The sequence below is a fragment of the Actinoplanes octamycinicus genome (genome assembly GCF_014205225.1).
In the GTDB taxonomy this organism is placed as follows: domain Bacteria; phylum Actinomycetota; class Actinomycetes; order Mycobacteriales; family Micromonosporaceae; genus Actinoplanes; species Actinoplanes octamycinicus.
Map to the genome: position 1 here is coordinate 526,414 of NZ_JACHNB010000001.1, position 15,858 is coordinate 542,271.

20 protein-coding genes are annotated in these 15,858 nt (G+C 71.0%); 3 read left to right on the forward strand and 17 right to left on the reverse strand.

Annotation, left to right across the window (positions count from 1 at the left end):
- Positions 1-25 precede the first annotated feature (25 nt).
- Positions 26-1,213, forward strand: coding sequence for an aminotransferase class V-fold PLP-dependent enzyme (locus BJY16_RS02235; RefSeq protein WP_185037467.1), 1,188 nt, complete (start codon positions 26-28; stop codon positions 1,211-1,213).
- Here the strand turns inward: BJY16_RS02235 and BJY16_RS48245 are convergent.
- The 13 genes from BJY16_RS48245 to proS form a co-directional block, all read right to left on the reverse strand.
- Positions 1,181-1,822, reverse strand: coding sequence for a M23 family metallopeptidase (locus BJY16_RS48245; RefSeq protein ID WP_203759205.1), 642 nt, complete (start codon positions 1,820-1,822; stop codon positions 1,181-1,183). The genes BJY16_RS02235 and BJY16_RS48245 overlap by 33 nt on opposite strands.
- Before the next feature lie 71 nt (positions 1,823-1,893).
- The gene (locus tag BJY16_RS02245) at positions 1,894-2,217 is read right to left on the reverse strand and encodes a DUF2469 domain-containing protein (protein ID WP_014447123.1); all 324 of its coding nucleotides are present in this window, start codon (positions 2,215-2,217) and stop codon (positions 1,894-1,896) included.
- Positions 2,214-3,059 carry a ribonuclease HII gene (locus tag BJY16_RS02250; RefSeq protein ID WP_185037468.1) on the reverse strand — a complete coding sequence of 282 codons (846 nt, stop codon included), beginning with the start codon at positions 3,057-3,059 and terminating at the stop codon, positions 2,214-2,216. The genes BJY16_RS02245 and BJY16_RS02250 overlap by 4 nt, the downstream gene beginning before the upstream one ends.
- Positions 3,059-3,544: an NUDIX hydrolase gene (locus BJY16_RS02255; RefSeq protein WP_239177889.1), complete on the reverse strand. Its 486-nt coding sequence runs from the start codon at positions 3,542-3,544 to the stop codon at positions 3,059-3,061. Before BJY16_RS02255 ends, BJY16_RS02250 begins: the two co-directional genes overlap by 1 nt.
- Before the next feature lie 44 nt (positions 3,545-3,588).
- Positions 3,589-4,251, reverse strand: coding sequence for a signal peptidase I (gene lepB, locus BJY16_RS02260; RefSeq protein ID WP_185037469.1), 663 nt, complete (start codon positions 4,249-4,251; stop codon positions 3,589-3,591).
- A complete protein-coding gene (gene lepB, locus BJY16_RS02265; RefSeq protein WP_185037470.1) occupies positions 4,248-5,138 on the reverse strand; it encodes a signal peptidase I in 891 nt (296 codons plus the stop codon). Before lepB (BJY16_RS02265) ends, lepB (BJY16_RS02260) begins: the two co-directional genes overlap by 4 nt.
- Before the next feature lie 152 nt (positions 5,139-5,290).
- The gene (gene rplS / locus BJY16_RS02270) at positions 5,291-5,647 is read right to left on the reverse strand and encodes a 50S ribosomal protein L19 (protein ID WP_185037471.1); all 357 of its coding nucleotides are present in this window, start codon (positions 5,645-5,647) and stop codon (positions 5,291-5,293) included.
- Positions 5,648-5,772: 125 nt separating this feature from the next.
- Positions 5,773-6,537: a tRNA (guanosine(37)-N1)-methyltransferase TrmD gene (trmD, locus tag BJY16_RS02275; protein WP_185037472.1), complete on the reverse strand. Its 765-nt coding sequence runs from the start codon at positions 6,535-6,537 to the stop codon at positions 5,773-5,775.
- Complete coding sequence (gene rimM, locus BJY16_RS02280) at positions 6,534-7,100, reverse strand: ribosome maturation factor RimM (protein WP_185046229.1); 567 nt, start codon at positions 7,098-7,100, stop codon at positions 6,534-6,536. Before rimM ends, trmD begins: the two co-directional genes overlap by 4 nt.
- 6 nt (positions 7,101-7,106) lie before the next feature.
- Positions 7,107-7,364 (reverse strand): RNA-binding protein, encoded by a 258-nt coding sequence (locus tag BJY16_RS02285; RefSeq protein WP_014447131.1) that lies wholly within the window; start codon positions 7,362-7,364, stop codon positions 7,107-7,109.
- Positions 7,342-7,866 carry a 30S ribosomal protein S16 gene (gene rpsP, locus BJY16_RS02290; protein WP_185037473.1) on the reverse strand — a complete coding sequence of 175 codons (525 nt, stop codon included), beginning with the start codon at positions 7,864-7,866 and terminating at the stop codon, positions 7,342-7,344. Before rpsP ends, BJY16_RS02285 begins: the two co-directional genes overlap by 23 nt.
- 174 nt (positions 7,867-8,040) lie before the next feature.
- Positions 8,041-8,697: a ribonuclease FAU-1 family protein gene (locus BJY16_RS02295; protein WP_185046230.1), complete on the reverse strand. Its 657-nt coding sequence runs from the start codon at positions 8,695-8,697 to the stop codon at positions 8,041-8,043.
- Positions 8,698-8,739: 42 nt separating this feature from the next.
- Complete coding sequence (proS, locus tag BJY16_RS02300; RefSeq protein WP_185037474.1) at positions 8,740-10,146, reverse strand: proline--tRNA ligase; 1,407 nt, start codon at positions 10,144-10,146, stop codon at positions 8,740-8,742.
- Between the two features lie 83 nt (positions 10,147-10,229).
- On the opposite strand from proS, the gene BJY16_RS02305 reads away from it, so the two are divergent.
- Positions 10,230-10,733 carry a SigE family RNA polymerase sigma factor gene (locus tag BJY16_RS02305; RefSeq protein ID WP_185037475.1) on the forward strand — a complete coding sequence of 168 codons (504 nt, stop codon included), beginning with the start codon at positions 10,230-10,232 and terminating at the stop codon, positions 10,731-10,733.
- Positions 10,723-12,078: an outer membrane protein assembly factor BamB family protein gene (locus BJY16_RS02310; RefSeq protein WP_185037476.1), complete on the forward strand. Its 1,356-nt coding sequence runs from the start codon at positions 10,723-10,725 to the stop codon at positions 12,076-12,078. Before BJY16_RS02305 ends, BJY16_RS02310 begins: the two co-directional genes overlap by 11 nt.
- 59 nt (positions 12,079-12,137) lie before the next feature.
- Here BJY16_RS02310 and BJY16_RS02315 read toward each other — a convergent pair whose 3' ends face one another.
- The 4 genes from BJY16_RS02315 to BJY16_RS02330 all read right to left on the reverse strand — a co-directional run bounded on the left by BJY16_RS02315 (position 12,138) and on the right by BJY16_RS02330 (position 15,764).
- A complete protein-coding gene (locus BJY16_RS02315) occupies positions 12,138-13,214 on the reverse strand; it encodes an amidohydrolase family protein (RefSeq protein ID WP_185037477.1) in 1,077 nt (358 codons plus the stop codon).
- Positions 13,215-13,240: 26 nt separating this feature from the next.
- Positions 13,241-13,855 (reverse strand): Uma2 family endonuclease, encoded by a 615-nt coding sequence (locus BJY16_RS02320; RefSeq protein ID WP_185037478.1) that lies wholly within the window; start codon positions 13,853-13,855, stop codon positions 13,241-13,243.
- Positions 13,856-13,920: 65 nt separating this feature from the next.
- Positions 13,921-15,471: a signal recognition particle protein gene (gene ffh / locus BJY16_RS02325; RefSeq protein ID WP_185037479.1), complete on the reverse strand. Its 1,551-nt coding sequence runs from the start codon at positions 15,469-15,471 to the stop codon at positions 13,921-13,923.
- Between the two features lie 65 nt (positions 15,472-15,536).
- The gene (locus BJY16_RS02330; protein WP_185037480.1) at positions 15,537-15,764 is read right to left on the reverse strand and encodes a hypothetical protein; all 228 of its coding nucleotides are present in this window, start codon (positions 15,762-15,764) and stop codon (positions 15,537-15,539) included.
- Positions 15,765-15,858: the final 94 nt, after the last annotated feature.

Genomic DNA, 15,858 nt, shown 5'->3' on the forward strand with positions numbered 1-15,858 from the left:
CCCCACGGCACGTACGATCCTGAACATGAGCGCCGAAGATCCGCCCCGTCCCATCCCCGGCGCCCGGCTCCTGTTCTCGCTGGATCCCGCGGTGTCCTATCTCAACCACGGCTCCTTCGGCGCGTTGCCGTTCAGCGTGCAGCGCGCGCAGCAGCGCCTGCGCGACGAGATGGAGCTGAACCCGATGCGGTTCTTCGGGCCCGGCCTGGTGGACCGGGTCGTCCACACCCGACGGCATCTGGCCGCCTTCCTGGGCGCCGACCCGGACGGCAGCGCGCTCATCACGAACACCACTGCCGCGGTCAGCCTGGTGCTGCAGTCGGCCGGCCTGGGCCCGTCGGACGAGGTGCTGCTCACCGACCACGCCTACGGCGCGGTCGCGATGGCGGTGCGCCGGGAGTGCCGGCGCACCGGCGCGACCGCCCGGACGGTCGCGGTGCCGCTCGGCGCGTCCGGGCCGGAGATCATTTCCCGGGTACGCTCCGCGCTCCGCCCCGGCCGCACCCGTCTGCTCATCGTCGACCAGCTGACCTCGGCCACCGCCACCCTGCTGCCGGTCACGCAGATCGTCGCCGCGGCCCGCGCCCAAGGCATCCCGGTGCTGGTCGACGCCGCCCACGTGCCGGGCATGCTGCCGGTGGACGTCTCCGCGATCGGCGCCGACTTCTGGGTGGGCAACCTGCACAAGTGGGCCTGGGCGCCGCGCGGCACCTCGCTGCTGACGGTGGCCCCGGAGTGGCGCCGGCGGATCGAGCCGCTGGTCGTCTCGTGGGACCACGACCAGGGCTTCCCGCTGGCGGTGGAGTCGCAGGGCACGCTGGACTACACGCCGTGGCTGGCCGCGCCGGCCGGGATCTTCGCGATGCGCACGCTCGGACTGGACGCGATCCGGGAGCACAACGCGGCGCTGGCCGCGTACGGTCAACGGGTTGTCGGCGGTGCCCTCGGCCTGGCGCCGGCGGATTTGCCGGACCCGGGCGGACCCGGGGTGTCGATGCGGATCGTGCCGCTGCCCTCCGGGGTGGCCACCACCCACCCGGAGGCGCACGCGCTGCGCCAGCACCTCGCCGACAAGCTGAGCGTGGAGGTCGCGGTGCACGCGTGGGGCGGTCGTGGGCTGCTCCGGCTGAGCGCGCAGATCTACAACCAGCCGGACGATTACCACCTGCTGGCCGAGCGCCTACCCACCCTGCTCGCCGAGTGGCAGTGGTGAGGCCGGTCGCAGCGGCGAAGCCGACGGCAGCGGCGAAGCCGACGGCAGCGGCGAAGCCGGTCCCAGCAGCGAAGCCGACGGCAACGGCCAAGCCGACGGCAGCAGCGAAGCCGACGGCAGCGGCGAACCGAGTGGCAGTGGTGAGGTGACTGGCACCGGTGAGAGCGGCAACAACCGGACCCGCCCCAGCCCGAGCAGCGCCAGCGGGTCGAGGTAGCCCCCGCCCTGCCGGACACCCCAGTGCAGACAGGCGGCGACCGGGCAGCCCGGATGCCCGGCGTCCAGGGTGCCCAGCGGATCACCGGCGGCCACCCGGTCGCCGGCCCTGACCGCGGCGGTCACCGGCTCATAGGTGCTGCGCAGCCCGCCGGCGTGCGCCACGCTGACCACCCCGCGCCCGGCCAGCACCCGGGCGTGGACGACGAGGCCCGGACCGGTGGAGCGGACCGTCGCCCCGACCGGCGCGGCCAGGTCGACGCCGCGGTGCCCGGCCAGCCAGGGCTGCGGTGGCGCCTCGAAGCGCCGGGTGATCCGCGGCGGCGTGACCGGCCAGCCGTAGGGCCCGGGGACCGGGAGCGCGGCCAGGACGAAGGCGAGGAACAGGAACATGGGGGCGAGTCTGGCCAGCCGTCAGCCGACCGGCGACCCGCCCTGTGGACAACCGCCCGCTGTGGAAGAGCTCAGCCGCCGAAGCCGGCGTCGTCCGGCAGCGAGATGTCCGGTTTCTCCAGCTCTTCGACGTTCACGTCCTTGAACGTCATCACCCGGACATTCTTGACGAACCGGGCAGGACGGTACATGTCCCAGACCCAGGCGTCATGCATCTCGACCTCGAAGTACACCTCGCCGTCGGAGTTGCGCACGTGCAGGTCCACCTGGTTGGCCAGGTAGAACCGGCGCTCGGTCTCCACGACGTAGGAGAACTGGCGGACGATGTCGCGGTACTCCCGGTAGAGCTGCAGCTCCATCTCGGTCTCGTACTTCTCGAGATCCTCTGCGCTCATCGTGTTTCGCCCTCCATGGCCTCATCTTCCCCCACCGACGGCGACGGCTGAGGCTGCTCGCCCGACGCCACGCCGACGGTACCCTCAGCCGCCCCCGGAAGCAGCAGCGGCTCGGTAACGGATACGTCGAACAACGATGGCACCGGCTCCGCCGGCCGGGTCACCGGACGGCGCGCCCGCGGCGGCACGTTGCCGCGCCCGGAGGCGGCAGCCACGTTCACGTAGGAGAACCGGTGCTCGGCGCAGGGCCCGTGCTTCGTCAGCGCGGCGCTGTGCTCGTCCGTTATATAACCTTTGTGCACGGCGAAGCCGTAATCCGGGAACTTCCCGTCGAGTTCCACCATCAGCCGGTCCCGGGTCACCTTGGCCAGCACGCTGGCCGCTGCGACACAGGCCGCCACCCGGTCACCTTTCCACACCGCGAGGCCGGGCACGCCGAGCCCGTCCACCGGGAAACCGTCGGTCAGCACGTAGTCCGGGCGGACGGTGAGCGAGGCGAGTGCGCGACGCATCGCCGCCAGGTTGCACACGTGCAGGCCGCGGGCATCCACCTCGGCCGGCGGGATGATCATCACGGACCAGGCCAGGGCTCGGGCGACCACCTCGTCGTAGACCCGCTCGCGGGCCGCGGCGGTGAGCAGTTTGGAATCGGCCAGGCCGGGCACCTCGCCGCGCTTGCCGGCCGGCAGGATCGCCGCGGCCGCCACCAGCGGACCGGCGCAGGCGCCCCGGCCGGCCTCGTCGGCCCCGGCCACGTGCCCGAAGCCGCGCCGCTGCAGCGCCTGCTCCAACGCGTACAGCCCGGCCTCCCGGCGCACCACGGTGCGCGGCGGCGCCAACATCAAAGACCCATTTCCGGTACGCCGTCGAGCTGATCGCGCAGCAGCACCGCCAGGTCAGCCGGGAAGATCATCTCGTCGCTCGCCTCGATCTCGGCGGCCGACCACCAGCGGTGCCCGGTGATGCTGAGCTGCTCCTCGGCGTCCATCCCGGCGGTGTCGACCTGCCAGCCGTCCACCCGGAGCAGGAAGAAGTCCTGGTCCTGCGCGTAGTCCCGGCTGTTGTAGGAGAACTCGGTCCGCTCGTGCCGGATCGGCCCGGTCAGCTCGTCGGCACCGACCCGCAGCCCGATCTCCTCGAACAGCTCGCGCGCGGCCGCATCGGCGGTGCTCTCCCCCGGCTCCAGGCCGCCGCCCGGGGTGAACCACCAGCGCAGGCCGGGCCGGGCCGGGTCACCCCCGTGCAGCAGCAGCGCGCGGCCCGCCGGGTCGACCAGGAGGACCCGGCCGGCGCGGCGGGTGATCACATGCTGGTTCGAGTCGGTCACCGGTCAAGCCTAAGCGCCCGGGATCGATCTTCCGAACCGCCCTCTCACCGGGCGGCGGCGTCCGGGATGTCGCGGTAGGTGTCCGGGACGGTCAGCCAGGTCGCGCGCCCGGCCGGCCAGAAGATGGTGAACGCCCGGCCGACCACCGAGTCGATGGTGATCGTCGAGTCGGCCAGCTTGCCGGCCTCGTCGGCCGCGGTGCTCTGCTCGTAGTGCTCCAGCGAGTCGCCGGACGCCTCGCGGTGGTCGCCCATCACCCAGAGCCGCCCGGCCGGGACGGTGATGTCGAACTTCTCGTCGGCCACCTGGTTCCGGGTGCCGTCGGCGTCGGTGTAGATGTACGGCTCGTCGAGCGAGTGTCCGTTGATGACCAGCCGGTTCTGCGGGTCGCAGCAGACCACGTGGTCGCCCGGGGTGCCGATCACGCGCTTGATGAAGTCCTCGCCCTCGGCGCCGGACTGCCAGTCGGTGGGCGCCTTGAAGACGATGATCTCCCCGCGGCGCGGGTCCCGGAAGTCGTAGACGAGCTTGTTGACCAGCACCCGGTCCCAGACGTTGAGCGTGTGCTCCATCGACGGGGACGGGATGTAGAACGTCTGCAGCACGAACGCCCGGACCAGCACGGCGACCAGGATCGCCACGCCCAGCAGGATGGGAAGCTCGCGCCAGAAGGACCCGCGACGTTTTTCGGTCTGCTCGTCAATCACGCTCGGAGCCTACGTCGTCGAGTCACGAACGACATGCCGGAACGCGCGGATAACGCCGCACTCAGCAGCAGCGGGAAAAGACTGCCGGCCGTCTCGGGATCCTGTCGCGGCTGCGGCACGGGCGGGCCGGCGGCCGCCGTCGGATGCTCCTGGGCGAACTGTTTCCAGACGTCCGGAACATCGAGACTCTTGAATCGATCGGTGGGCCAGACGATCACGAAGGCGCGACCGATCACGTTCTCGATCGGCACCGGACCCTGGCACCGCGCGTCCTGGGACACCGCGCGATGGTCACCCATCACGAACATCTGCCCGGCCGGGATGGTGATCTCGGCGAATTTCCGGCTGGTGCACTGACCGGCGATCGGCGGCTGGCTCAGGTCGGAGTTGAAGCCGTCGGCGATGTACGCCTCATCGATGCTCACCCCGTTCACCGTGATCCGGCCCTGGTCGTCGCAGCAGGCGACCTTGTCACCCGGAAGGCCGATCACCCGTTTGATGAAGTCCCGCTCCCCGGGGCGGCTGACGCCGACCAGGTCACCGATGGTCCGGCCGAGTTTCGCCCCGAACGTGTTGCTGACCGGCTCGGTGGTCTCCGGCGCCCAGTTGTCGGTGCCGCGGAACACCACGATCTCGCCGCGCAGCGGGTCGCGCATGTCGTAGACGACCTTGTTGACCAGCACCCGGTCCTTGAGCTCCAGGGTCTTCTGCATCGACCCGGAGGGGATGTAGAACGCCTGGACCAGGAAGGTACGGATGAGCACGGCCAGGCAGAACGCAACCACCAGCAGCAGCGGGAGCTCCTGCCAGAGGGGCATCTCCTTGCGCCGCAGCACCGACCGTCGCCGGGCCGGACGATAGCCTTCCATCGGATCCACGCTTCGCATCTCCTGACGCTTCCGGCCGAACCGCCCCCGGATACAGCACTACCGCCCGAGTTTCCCGGCTAGGGAAAGTTACGAGCGGTAGGACTGGAATGGTTCATCATCCGGCACAGCCGTCAGCCTAGGCCCTCAAGGCTGTGCCGGATCTGAGAGGCTCAGACGGACTGCTTCTCCCGCAGCTCCTTGATCTTGGCCTTCTTGCCACGGAGCTCACGCAGGTAGTAGAGCTTCGCGCGGCGGACGTCACCACGGGTGACGACCTCGATCTTGTCGATCGCCGGGCTGTTGAACGGGTAGGTCCGCTCCACGCCGACGCCGAAGCTGATCTTCCGGACCTTGAAGGTCTCGCGCAGGCCGGAGCCCTGACGGCCGATCACGACGCCCTGGAAGACCTGGACACGGGAACGGTTACCTTCGACGACCCGGGCGTACACCTTGAGCGTGTCACCGGCCCGGAAGTCCGGGATGTCGGTGCGCCGCGACTGGGCGTCGAGCTCGTCCAGCGTGTTCATCGCTGCATCCTCGTATAACTAGTGCTCACCGTGAGTTCGGTGACGCAGACGGGTACTGCTGACCCTCCACCACTTCAGAGGGCCCTCGTCCCACCCCACGGCGTGGGGCGAAGACGGCAACCTCCCTACTTTGCCACACCGGGTGGCGGGAGCTCCAATCCGGCCTCGGCCAGGGCCTTGCGGTCCTTCTTGTCGAGGTTCTCCGGCGGGTAGGCGGCGAACAGGTCCGGCCTGCGGGCCGCGGTCCGCACCAAGCTCTCGGTACGCCGCCAGCGCGCGATCCGCCCGTGGTCACCGGACCGGAGCACGTCCGGCACCTCCCGGTCCCGCCAGGCCGCCGGCTTGGTGTAGACCGGGGCCTCGAGCAGGCCGGCCGCGTGCGACTCCTCGGTCAGCGAGTCGGCGTTGCCGAGCACCCCGGGCAGCAGCCGGGTGATCGCCTCCATGATCACGATGACCGCGACCTCGCCACCGAACAGCACGTAGTCGCCGAGGGAGACCTCGCGCACCGGCATCCGGGACGCCGCGTCGTCGATCACCCGCTGGTCGATGCCCTCGTAGCGCCCGCAGGCGAAGACCAGGTGCGGCAGCGCGGCCAGCTGGTACGCGTCGGCCTGGGTGAACGGCTTGCCGACCGGGGACGGGACGACCAGCGTCGCCTCCGGCGTGGCGACCGCGTCGAGCGCCTCACCCCACGGCTCGGGGCGCATCACCATGCCGGGACCGCCGCCGTACGGGCTGTCGTCCACCGTCCGGTGCACGTCGTAGGTCCAGGTGCGCAGGTCGTGCACGGTGAGATCGAGCGTCCCGGTGGTCCGCGCCTTGCCGATCAGGGAGAGGTCGAGCGGGGCGAAGTAGTCCGGGAAGATCGAGATGATGTCGACCTTCACAGATCGAGGAGGCCTTCCGGGAGGTCCACGATCACCCGGCCGCCGGGAAGGTCGACGGTCGGCACGATCGCGGTGACGAACGGGATCAGCGCGGTCCCGCCACCGGACTTGGCCAGCACGATCAGGTCGGAGGACGGGGCGTGGTCGATCCGCTGCACGGTGCCCAGCGCGGTCCCGTCGAGCGACTCCACCCGCAGCCCGATCAGCTGATGGTCGTGGAACTCGTCCGGGTCCTCCGGGGGCGCCAGGTCGGCGCTGTCCACCTGGAGGAAGACGCCGCGCATCGCCTCGGCGACGTTGCGGTCGTGGATGCCCTCGAAGAGCGCGATGCCGCGGCCCTGATGCCAGCGGATCTGCTCGAGCTTGAGCTGCTGGGGAACTTCGAAACGGGTGCCGGGGGCGGGAGCGCCCGCCGGGCCGGCGGTCACCCGGCGGTCCCGGGGGACCTCCGTGGTGAACACCGACCCGACGGTGAAGCGTTCCTCGGGCTCATCGGTCCGCACGACGACCGAGACCTCGCCCCGGATGCCGTGCGGTTTGCCGATCTGGCCGACGACGAGCAGCATCGATCAGTACGCGTCGACGATGTCGACGCGGATGCCGCGCCCACCGATCGACCCGATCACCTGACGCAGCGCCTTGGCCGTGCGCCCGCCGCGCCCGATGACCGTTCCCAGGTCCTCGGGGTGCACGCGGACCTCGAGCCGCTTGCCGCGGCGCGAGTCGACCAGACGGACCCGGACGTCGTCCGGGTTGTCGACGATGCCCTTGACGAGGTGCTCCAGCGCGGGCCGGAGCGCCCCGTCAGCTCGCGTCGGCGCCGGCACCGGCCGGGTCCTCTGCCGTCTCGGCGACAGCCTCGCGGTTCGGCTCGGCCGGGTCCGCGGCCTTGGTCTGCGCCGGCTTGGCCTCGGCGGCCTCCGGAGCAGCGGCGACCTTCTCGGTCTTCGCCTTCTTCGGGGTGGCGGCCGGCTTGGTGTCGGCGAGCCCGGCGGCAGCCTTCGCCTCGGCCTCGTAGACCTCGGTGCGGCTCTGCTTGCTCGGCGCGACCAGCAGCGGCGCCGGGGCCGGCAGGCCCTTGAACTTCTGCCAGTCGCCGGTCTTCTCCAGGATCCGCTGGACGGGCTCGCTCGGCTGCGCGCCGACGCCGAGCCAGTACTGCACGCGGTCGGACTTGACCTCGATCAGCGAGGGGTGTTCCTTCGGCTGGTAGATGCCGATGTACTCGATGGCGCGGCCGTCGCGCTTGGTGCGCGAGTCGGCGACGACGATGCGGTACTGCGGGTTGCGGATCTTGCCCATCCGCAGGAGCCGGATCTTAACGGCCACGGTGTATTCGCTCCTGGTGACTGCGTGGGTGAGCCGACCGGAACCCGCGTGGGGATGCGGGGCCGATGCCTCGTGGATTGGCGGTGCGTGCGGGGTTAGAGGGCGCCACACGACATGCCGGATACCAACAAGCCATTCTGCCAGACCGGAAGCCCGGAAGCCCAACCGGCCCCGCTATGTCCTTGCCAGCACCGGGCGGTCCCAGCCGGCCGGCAGCTCGGCCGGCGCCGTCCAGGCCGGATCCGGGCGGAAATCGGTCCAGGTGCCGTCGAACGGGAACTCCCCCGCCTCGACCTTCTTGATCACCCGGCGGCCCTCCGCCCAGACCTCGGCCTCGTCCCGCACCCAGTAGTGCTCGGGCGCGGCCAGCCGCTCGGCGAACTCGTCCTCGTCCTTCCACCGCCAGCTCCGGTCCGGCGCCACCACGATGTCCAGGTCCTGGTCGGTCACGTCGATCCCGGCGACGTCGCCGTCGTCCCAGCGGACCGCCGACTCCTCCAGGTTCACGTACCAGTTGGTGAAGTCGCCCCGATCGTCGCGGAACCACCAGACGGAGTGGTTCGCCCCGGGCGGGAACAGGCGCAGCACGCCCGGCCCCCGCCACGTCGCCGACCGGGGCGCCTTCTCGACGGTCGCCCAGTCGAGGAACGACGGCATGTCCCGGGAGAACCGCCCGTCCAGCGCGGTCTCCACCGCGATGGTGGAGCCGCGGGCCACCCAGATGAGCAGCCCGCGCTCGTCGTCCGAGACCACCCGGCCGGGGTGCACGAAGGCGATCCGGTCGCGGTGGGTGTCGCGGTGCAGGATCAAGCGGCCCGGCTCGAAGTTCACGCTCAAAAAACGATCGTCCTTCTGTTTCCGCCGCGGATCAGCTCAGTAGGAACGCCCCAGGTAGGCGACCAGGCCCGGCTCCTCGTCCGACTCCGGCATCGAACCGTCCTCGCGGGTGAGGCAGCGGACCGTGACGGCCTTGCCGTTGGCCTCCTTCTCACCGGCCTCGCCGACCGCCGACCACGGCACCCGGGCCCAGCCGGTCTGCGACGCCTCGATCGCCTCGCCCAGCGTCTTCACCTCGACGGTCCGCTCCACCCGGAACGCCAGCGCGTCGTCGTAGAGCCGCTGCTGGTCGGCCTTGAGCGCGGCGACCACCGCGGTGGCCACCTCGGCGAGCGCGACCGGCGACTTCGAGCCGTCCACCCGGCGGGCCACCACGGCGTTGCCGTTGGCCAGGTCGCGCGGACCGACCTCGACGCGGATCGGGATGCCCTGCAGCTCGGCGTCGACCGCCCGGCGGCCGAAGGGGATGTCACTGCGGTCGTCGAGCTTCACCCGTACGCCGGCTGTCTTGAGATCTGCCTGGAGCTGGGCCGCCGCCTCCGCGACCCCCTCGCCTGCCTTGACCACCATGATCTGCACCTGGATCGGCGCCAGCCGCGGCGGCAGCCGCAGGCCGTTGTCGTCGCCGTGCACCATGATCAGGCCGCCCAGCATCCGGGTCGAGGTGCCCCACGACGTGGTCCAGGCGTGCTCGACGGTGCGCTCGGCCGACGAGTAGGTGATGTCGAACGCCTTCGCGAAGTTCTGCCCCAGCTCGTGCGAGGTGCCCATCTGCAGCGCCTTGCCGTCGCGCATCATGGCCTCGACGGTCATCGTGTTGGTCGCGCCGGCGAACCGCTCACCCTTGGTCTTGCGGCCGGGCACCACCGGGATGGCCAGCATCTCGGTCATGAACGCCTCGTAGACGTTCTTGTGGATGTCCCGCGCGTGGTCCCGGGCGTCCTGCTCGGTGGCGTGCGCGGTGTGCCCCTCCTGCCAGAGGAACTCGGTGGTCCGCAGGAAGGTCCGCGGCCGCAGCTCCCAGCGCACCACGTTCGCCCACTGGTTCAACAGCAGGGGCAGGTCACGGTACGAGTCGACCCACTTGGCCATGAACTCGCCGATCACCGTCTCGCTGGTCGGGCGGACCACCAGCGGCTCGGCGAGCTCCTTGCCGCCGGCATGGGTGACCACGGCCAGCTCCGGCGAGAAGCCCTCCACGTGGTCGGCCTCGCGGCGCAGGTAGTTCTCCGGGATGAAGAGCGGGAAGTACGCGTTCTGAACGCCCTGCTCCTTGATCCGGGCGTCCATGTCGGCCTGCATGCGCTCCCAGATCGCGTAGCCGACCGGCCGGATCACCATCGTGCCGCGCACCGGGCCGTTGTCGGCGAGCTGCGCCTTGGCGATGAGGTCCTGATACCAGCGGGGGAAGTCCTCCGCACGGGGAGTGAGCACGCGAGCCATGAGGACGCATCCTAGTCGCGACCGGGCCGCAACCCGCCGGGTGGGCATCCCGTGTCCCTCAACGGAGACGAACGGGGTGATGGATGGACTTCGACGGGTTCTACCGGGACACCTCCCGGCGTCTGATGCGGTACGCCTACGGCCTGACCGGCGACCCCGGTGAGGCGCAGGACCTGGTGCAGGAGGCCTACGCCCGGGCCTGGCAGCGCTGGCGGCACGTCTCGGGTTACCAGGATCCGGAGGCCTGGCTGCGGCTCGTGGTGAACCGGCTGGCCACCGACCGGTGGCGCCGGTTGTTCGTCCGGCGGGACCGGGCCGCGGCCGAGCCGCCCCGGCCGCCGGTCGCGCCGCCCTCGGAGAACACCGTGCTGCTGGTCCGGGCCCTGCGCACGCTGCCGGCGGCGCACCGCAACGCGCTCGCCCTGCACTACCTGCTGGACCGGTCGGTCGCCGAGATCGCCGCGGAGACCGGCGCGTCGATCGGCACCGTCAAGTCCTGGCTGTCCCGCGGCCGGACCGGCCTCGCCACGGCGCTCGGCTCGCTGGAACCCACGCTGCTCCCGGAGGGGACGACCGATGCCCACTGACCTCGACGAGCTGTTCACAGCACTCGGCCGGCAGGCCGACGCGATCCCGATCGCCCCCGCCGAACTGGCCCGCCGCCGCGGGCGGCGGCGCAGCCGGAACCAGGCGGCGATCGCCGCCGCGGTCGCGGTGTGCCTGGTCGCCGGCGGAATCGCCGGCCTGCTGCACCGGCCCGGCCGGCACGCGACGCCGGCCGTGTCCCCGTCGGCCCGGGCGCTGACCCCGGTCGGCGCGCCGATCTGGCTCGGCGGCACGCTGGCGGCGGACACCTCGGCGGTGGCCGGCGGCCGGGCCTTCACCGAGTGGCAGACCGCCGACGGCACGATCCACCTGCTCGCGGCCGACCTGACGACCGGCGCCGGGGTGTGGACCGCGCAGCGCCCGGGCAAGCCCGGCGAGCTGTCCAGCCTGTGGGCGGTGAGCCAGACGGTGATGCTCTCCAGCGAGTCGACGGTGAGCGTCTACGACGCGGCCGACGGCCGGGTGCGCTGGGAGCTGCCGGTGGCCGGGAACGACCGGGTGCTGCCGCACGAGCGAGGGCTGATCCGGCTGTCCGGGACCGGGCAGACCGCCCTGTACGACTGGCGCAGCGGCAAACGGCAGTGGTCGCTGGACGGCCTCGGCGACGGGCCGGTGGCGGCGATCGTCACGCGCACCGAGGGCCAGCGGATGATGGATGTCCGCACCGACGACCGGCTGGTCCAGGTCAGCCGCGCCGGTCAGGTCCGGGTGGTGAGCGTCGGCACCGGCACGGTGACCCGGAGCCTGACCGTCCCGCCGCCGGCCGAGCGCGGGATGACGATCGCCTACCAGGGGTGGCTGATCACCCAGGAGGCCGCCGGCCGGGCGTACCGGGTGCGGGCCACCGATCTCGGCTCCGGCGCCTCGGCCGTGGTGTTCACCGCGCCGGCCGGCAACGAGCTGCACTCGGTCGACATGTTCCGGGAGCGGTTGTTCCTGCTGGACGGGAGCCCCACCGGGACCCGGGTGGTCACGGTCGACCCGCGGCAGGGCCGGCAGCTCGGGGAGTTCCCCACCGCGGACCGGGTGAACGGGCTCGCCGCGTCCGACCGGCGCGTGCTGGCCGGCGGGCAGGGGATCACCGAGCTCTACGACGAGAACGGGCGGTCGCTCTACCGGGCGCCGGACGCCGACATCCACTGGCTCACCCCGGAGACCCTGCTACGGGTCACGGCGAGCGGCACGGTGGAACGGATCCGGGTCGCGGACGGCCGCGTCGAGCCGCTCGGCGAGATCCCGTTGCAGCTCGGCGAGTGCGCCTTCACCACGGACCGGCTGGCCTGCCCGGTCGCCGACGGGCTGCGGATCTGGAGCCTCACCGGATAGCGGCCCGCGGCTCGGTCCCAGCGGACCGCGGCTCGGCTTCAGCGGACCGCGGCTCGGTCTCAGCGGATGACGGCGCCTCGCAGCACGATCCGGCGGGGCGCCTTCACCACGCGCAGGTCGGCGCGCGGGTCGGCGTCGTAGACCACCAGGTCGGCCAGCCCGCCCTCGACCAGCCCCGGGAAGCCCAGCCACTCCCGGGCCCGCCAGGACGCGGCGGCCAGCACGTCGGCTGCCGGGATACCGGCCTCGTGCAGGTAGAGCATCTCCTCGGCGGCCAGCCCGTGCCGGATCCCCCCGCCCGCGTCGGTGCCCACGTAGATCGGCACGCCGGCCTCGTGCGCGGCCAGCACCACCTCGGGGAAGTTGTCGCGCAGGGCGATCATGTGGTCGGCGTACCCGGCGAACTTCTCCCGGGCCTGGTCGGCGATCTTCCCGAACGTCCTAATGTTGATCATCGTGGGCACCAGGGCGGTCCCCCGCCGGGCCATCTCGTCGATCAGCTCCAGGGACAGGCCGGTGCCGTGCTCCACCGAGTCCACCCCGGCCCGCACCATGATCTCCACGCCCTCCTCGGAGAACGTGTGCACCGCGGCCCGGGCGCCGGCCGCGTGCGCCGCCTCGACCGCCGCCGCCATGGTCGCCGCGTCCCAGCTCGGGGCCAGGTCGCCGACCTCCCGGTCGATCCAGTCGCCGACCAGCTTCACCCAGCCGGTCCCGGCCTTGGCCTGCGCGGTCACCGCGGCCGCGACCTCCTCGGCGGCCACCTCCACGCCGATGTCCCGCAGATAGCGGCGCGGGGCCGCGACGTGCCGCCCGGCGCGGGCGAGGCGGGGCACTCCCGGTTCGTCATCCAATTCGGGGTACGGGTACGGCGAGCCGGCGTCGCGCAACGCCAGCACCCCGGCGTCCCGGTCGATCGCCGCCAGCTCGCGAGCCTGGTCGAGCCCGCTGATCGGCTTCGCCCCGTAGGCGATCCCGAGGTGACAGTGCGCGTCCACCAGCCCGGGCACGATCCACCCGCCGTCACTGATCGTCTCGGCCTCGGCCACCGGCTCGAACGTGACCCGATCCCCGACCAGCCAGAGGTCCCGCACTTCGCCGTCCGGCAGAACCGCCCCACGCACATGCAACGCCATGGGAACAGTCCTACCGGATCAGCACCTCAGACGTCCGGCCGGGCCACCGCACGGATGCGATCACGCCGTCGCGTCCACGCGGGCAGGTCGAGCGTGACTTGCCAGGGCTCGTCGACGGTCACCAGGTCGCTGGTCTCCAGCAACTGCCGATAGGCGCCGTCCGCGCCGAGCGCGAACTGGGTAAAAGTAATGCGATCAGCCAAGGGGTCGACGATCCAGTAATTCACGATTCCGACATAGGCGTATTTTTTCAGCTTGCCGGTTCGGTCAAACCTCTTCGAGGACTCCGAGATGACCTCGACCACCAAGGGCACGTCCCTCGGCTTGACCGGCGACCTCAGAGCGCCTTCCTCCCGGACCAGAACCATGTCCGGACGCAACTCGTTGCGACGGTCCAGCAGAACCGCCTGCTCCACGGTGATGAGGACGCTCTCCGGGCAAAACTCCTGGACTGCGGAAGCGACCCGGAAGCTCAGGTACTGATGGAACGGCAGGGCGAGGGGGGACAAGACGAGCCTTCCGTCGATCAACTCGTATCGGAGATCCTCAGGAAGGTCTGCGATGTCGTCGACGGTCAGGTCGTCTCGTCCGAGCAGGTGATCAATCATCTCGAGCTCGCTCAAGTGCGGCGCAGCGGTCATCGGCTCCTCCTTGATGGAATCGCCTCCCACCATACTAGCGCCGCGACAAGATGCGCCATGCCTAGTTACCGCTTGTCGTCCTTCGGCTTGTTCAGCTTGTTGAAGTCGAGTTTCGGCAGCTTGAAGCCCGGCGGCATGCCACCACCGGCGAGCGCGTTCGGGTCCAGGCCCGGCGGCAGCTGGGGCATCCCGCCCGGGAACCCGGCCGGCATCCCACCCGGCATCCCGCCACCCGTCCGCGGGCGGTTGTTCTTGCCCTTGCGCTTGTTCTTCGAGCTCTTCGTGGCGCTGCGACGGCCGCCCGGCAGGCCCATCATGCCGCTCATCTGCTTCATCATCTTCTGCGCGTCGGCGAAGCGGTTGAGCAGCTGGTTCACCTCCATCACGGTGACCCCGGAGCCGTTGGCGATGCGCAGCCGGCGGGACGCGTTGATGATTTTCGGCTCGGTGCGCTCCTTCGGCGTCATCGAGCGGATGATCGCGGTGACCCGGTCGAAGTGGCTGTCGTCCAGCTCGGCCAGCTGGTCCTTCATCTGGCCCATGCCGGGCATCATGCCGAGGATGTTGGCGATCGGGCCCATCCGGCGGACCGCGATCAGCTGGTCCAGGAAGTCCTCCAGCGTGAACTGCTCGCCACCGAGCAGCTTGCTGGTCATCTTCTCCTTCTGATCCTCGTCGAAGGCCTGCTCGGCCTGCTCGATGAGGGTCAGCACGTCACCCATGCCGAGGATCCGGCTGGCCATCCGGTCCGGGTGGAAGACGTCGAAGTCCTCGAGTTTCTCACCGGTGGAGGCGAACAGGATGGGCTGGCCGGTGACGTGCCGGACGGAGAGGGCGGCGCCACCGCGGGCGTCACCGTCGAGCTTGGAGAGCACCACGCCGGTGACGCCGACGCCGTCGCGGAACGCCTCGGCGGTCTGCACCGCGTCCTGGCCGACCATGGCGTCGATGACGAAGATGACCTCGTCCGGCTGGACCGCGTCCCGGATGTCACGGGCCTGCTGCATCATCTCCTCGTCGATGCCGAGACGTCCGGCGGTGTCGACGATCACGATGTCTTTCGCGGTGCGCTTGGCGACCTCGATCGAGTCCTTGGCGACCTTGACCGGGTCGCCGACGCCGCTGCCCGGCTCCGGCGCGTAGACGTCCACGCCGGCCCGGCCACCGACCACCTGCAGCTGGTTGACCGCGTTCGGCCGCTGCAGGTCGGCGGCGACCAGCAGCGGCTGGTGGCCCTGACCCTTGAGCCAGCGGGACAGCTTGCCGGCCAGCGTGGTCTTGCCGGCGCCCTGGAGGCCGGCCAGCATGATCACGGTGGGCGGCTGCTTGGCGAAGACCAGCCGCCGCCCCTCGCCACCGAGCGTGTTGATCAGCTCTTCGTGAACAATCTTGATGATCTGCTGCGCGGGGTTCAGCGCCTGGGACACCTCGGCGCCCCGCGCGCGTTCCTTCAGGCTGGCGATGAATGCCTTGACCACCGGCAACGCGACGTCCGCCTCGAGCAGCGCGAGGCGGATCTCGCGCGCGGTGGCGTCGATGTCGGCATCGGTGAGCCGGCCTTTGCCGCGGAGCTTGGTGAAGATCCCGGACAGGCGGTCACTCAGGGTGTCAAACACGGTGCGACTTCCCGTTGGTCGGTGGTTGAGGCGTAGACCGCAAGCCTAGCTGTAGCGGGGGAGGCTCACCGGTTCCGCATCCGGTACGTCTTCGTCGCCGCCTCGATCCGCCGCTGGGTACGGGTCCCCGGGGCGATCTCCTTCTTCACCTTCCCGTAGAGCCAGAGCCCGCCGCCGACCACCAGCGCGGCCGCGATCAGGTAGAAGAACGCGCCGAACAGCGCGTGGGCCACCCAGCTGACCACGACCACGCCGCCGATCAGCGCCAGCACGTACATCACTGCCTTGCCCATCCGAGCCTCCCGGTCCTCGACTGCCTTCCACCATGCCGCGCCCGCGCAACGACCCGCATCGGCCGACCCCCTGAGACGTTCCCCTAGGGGTGGG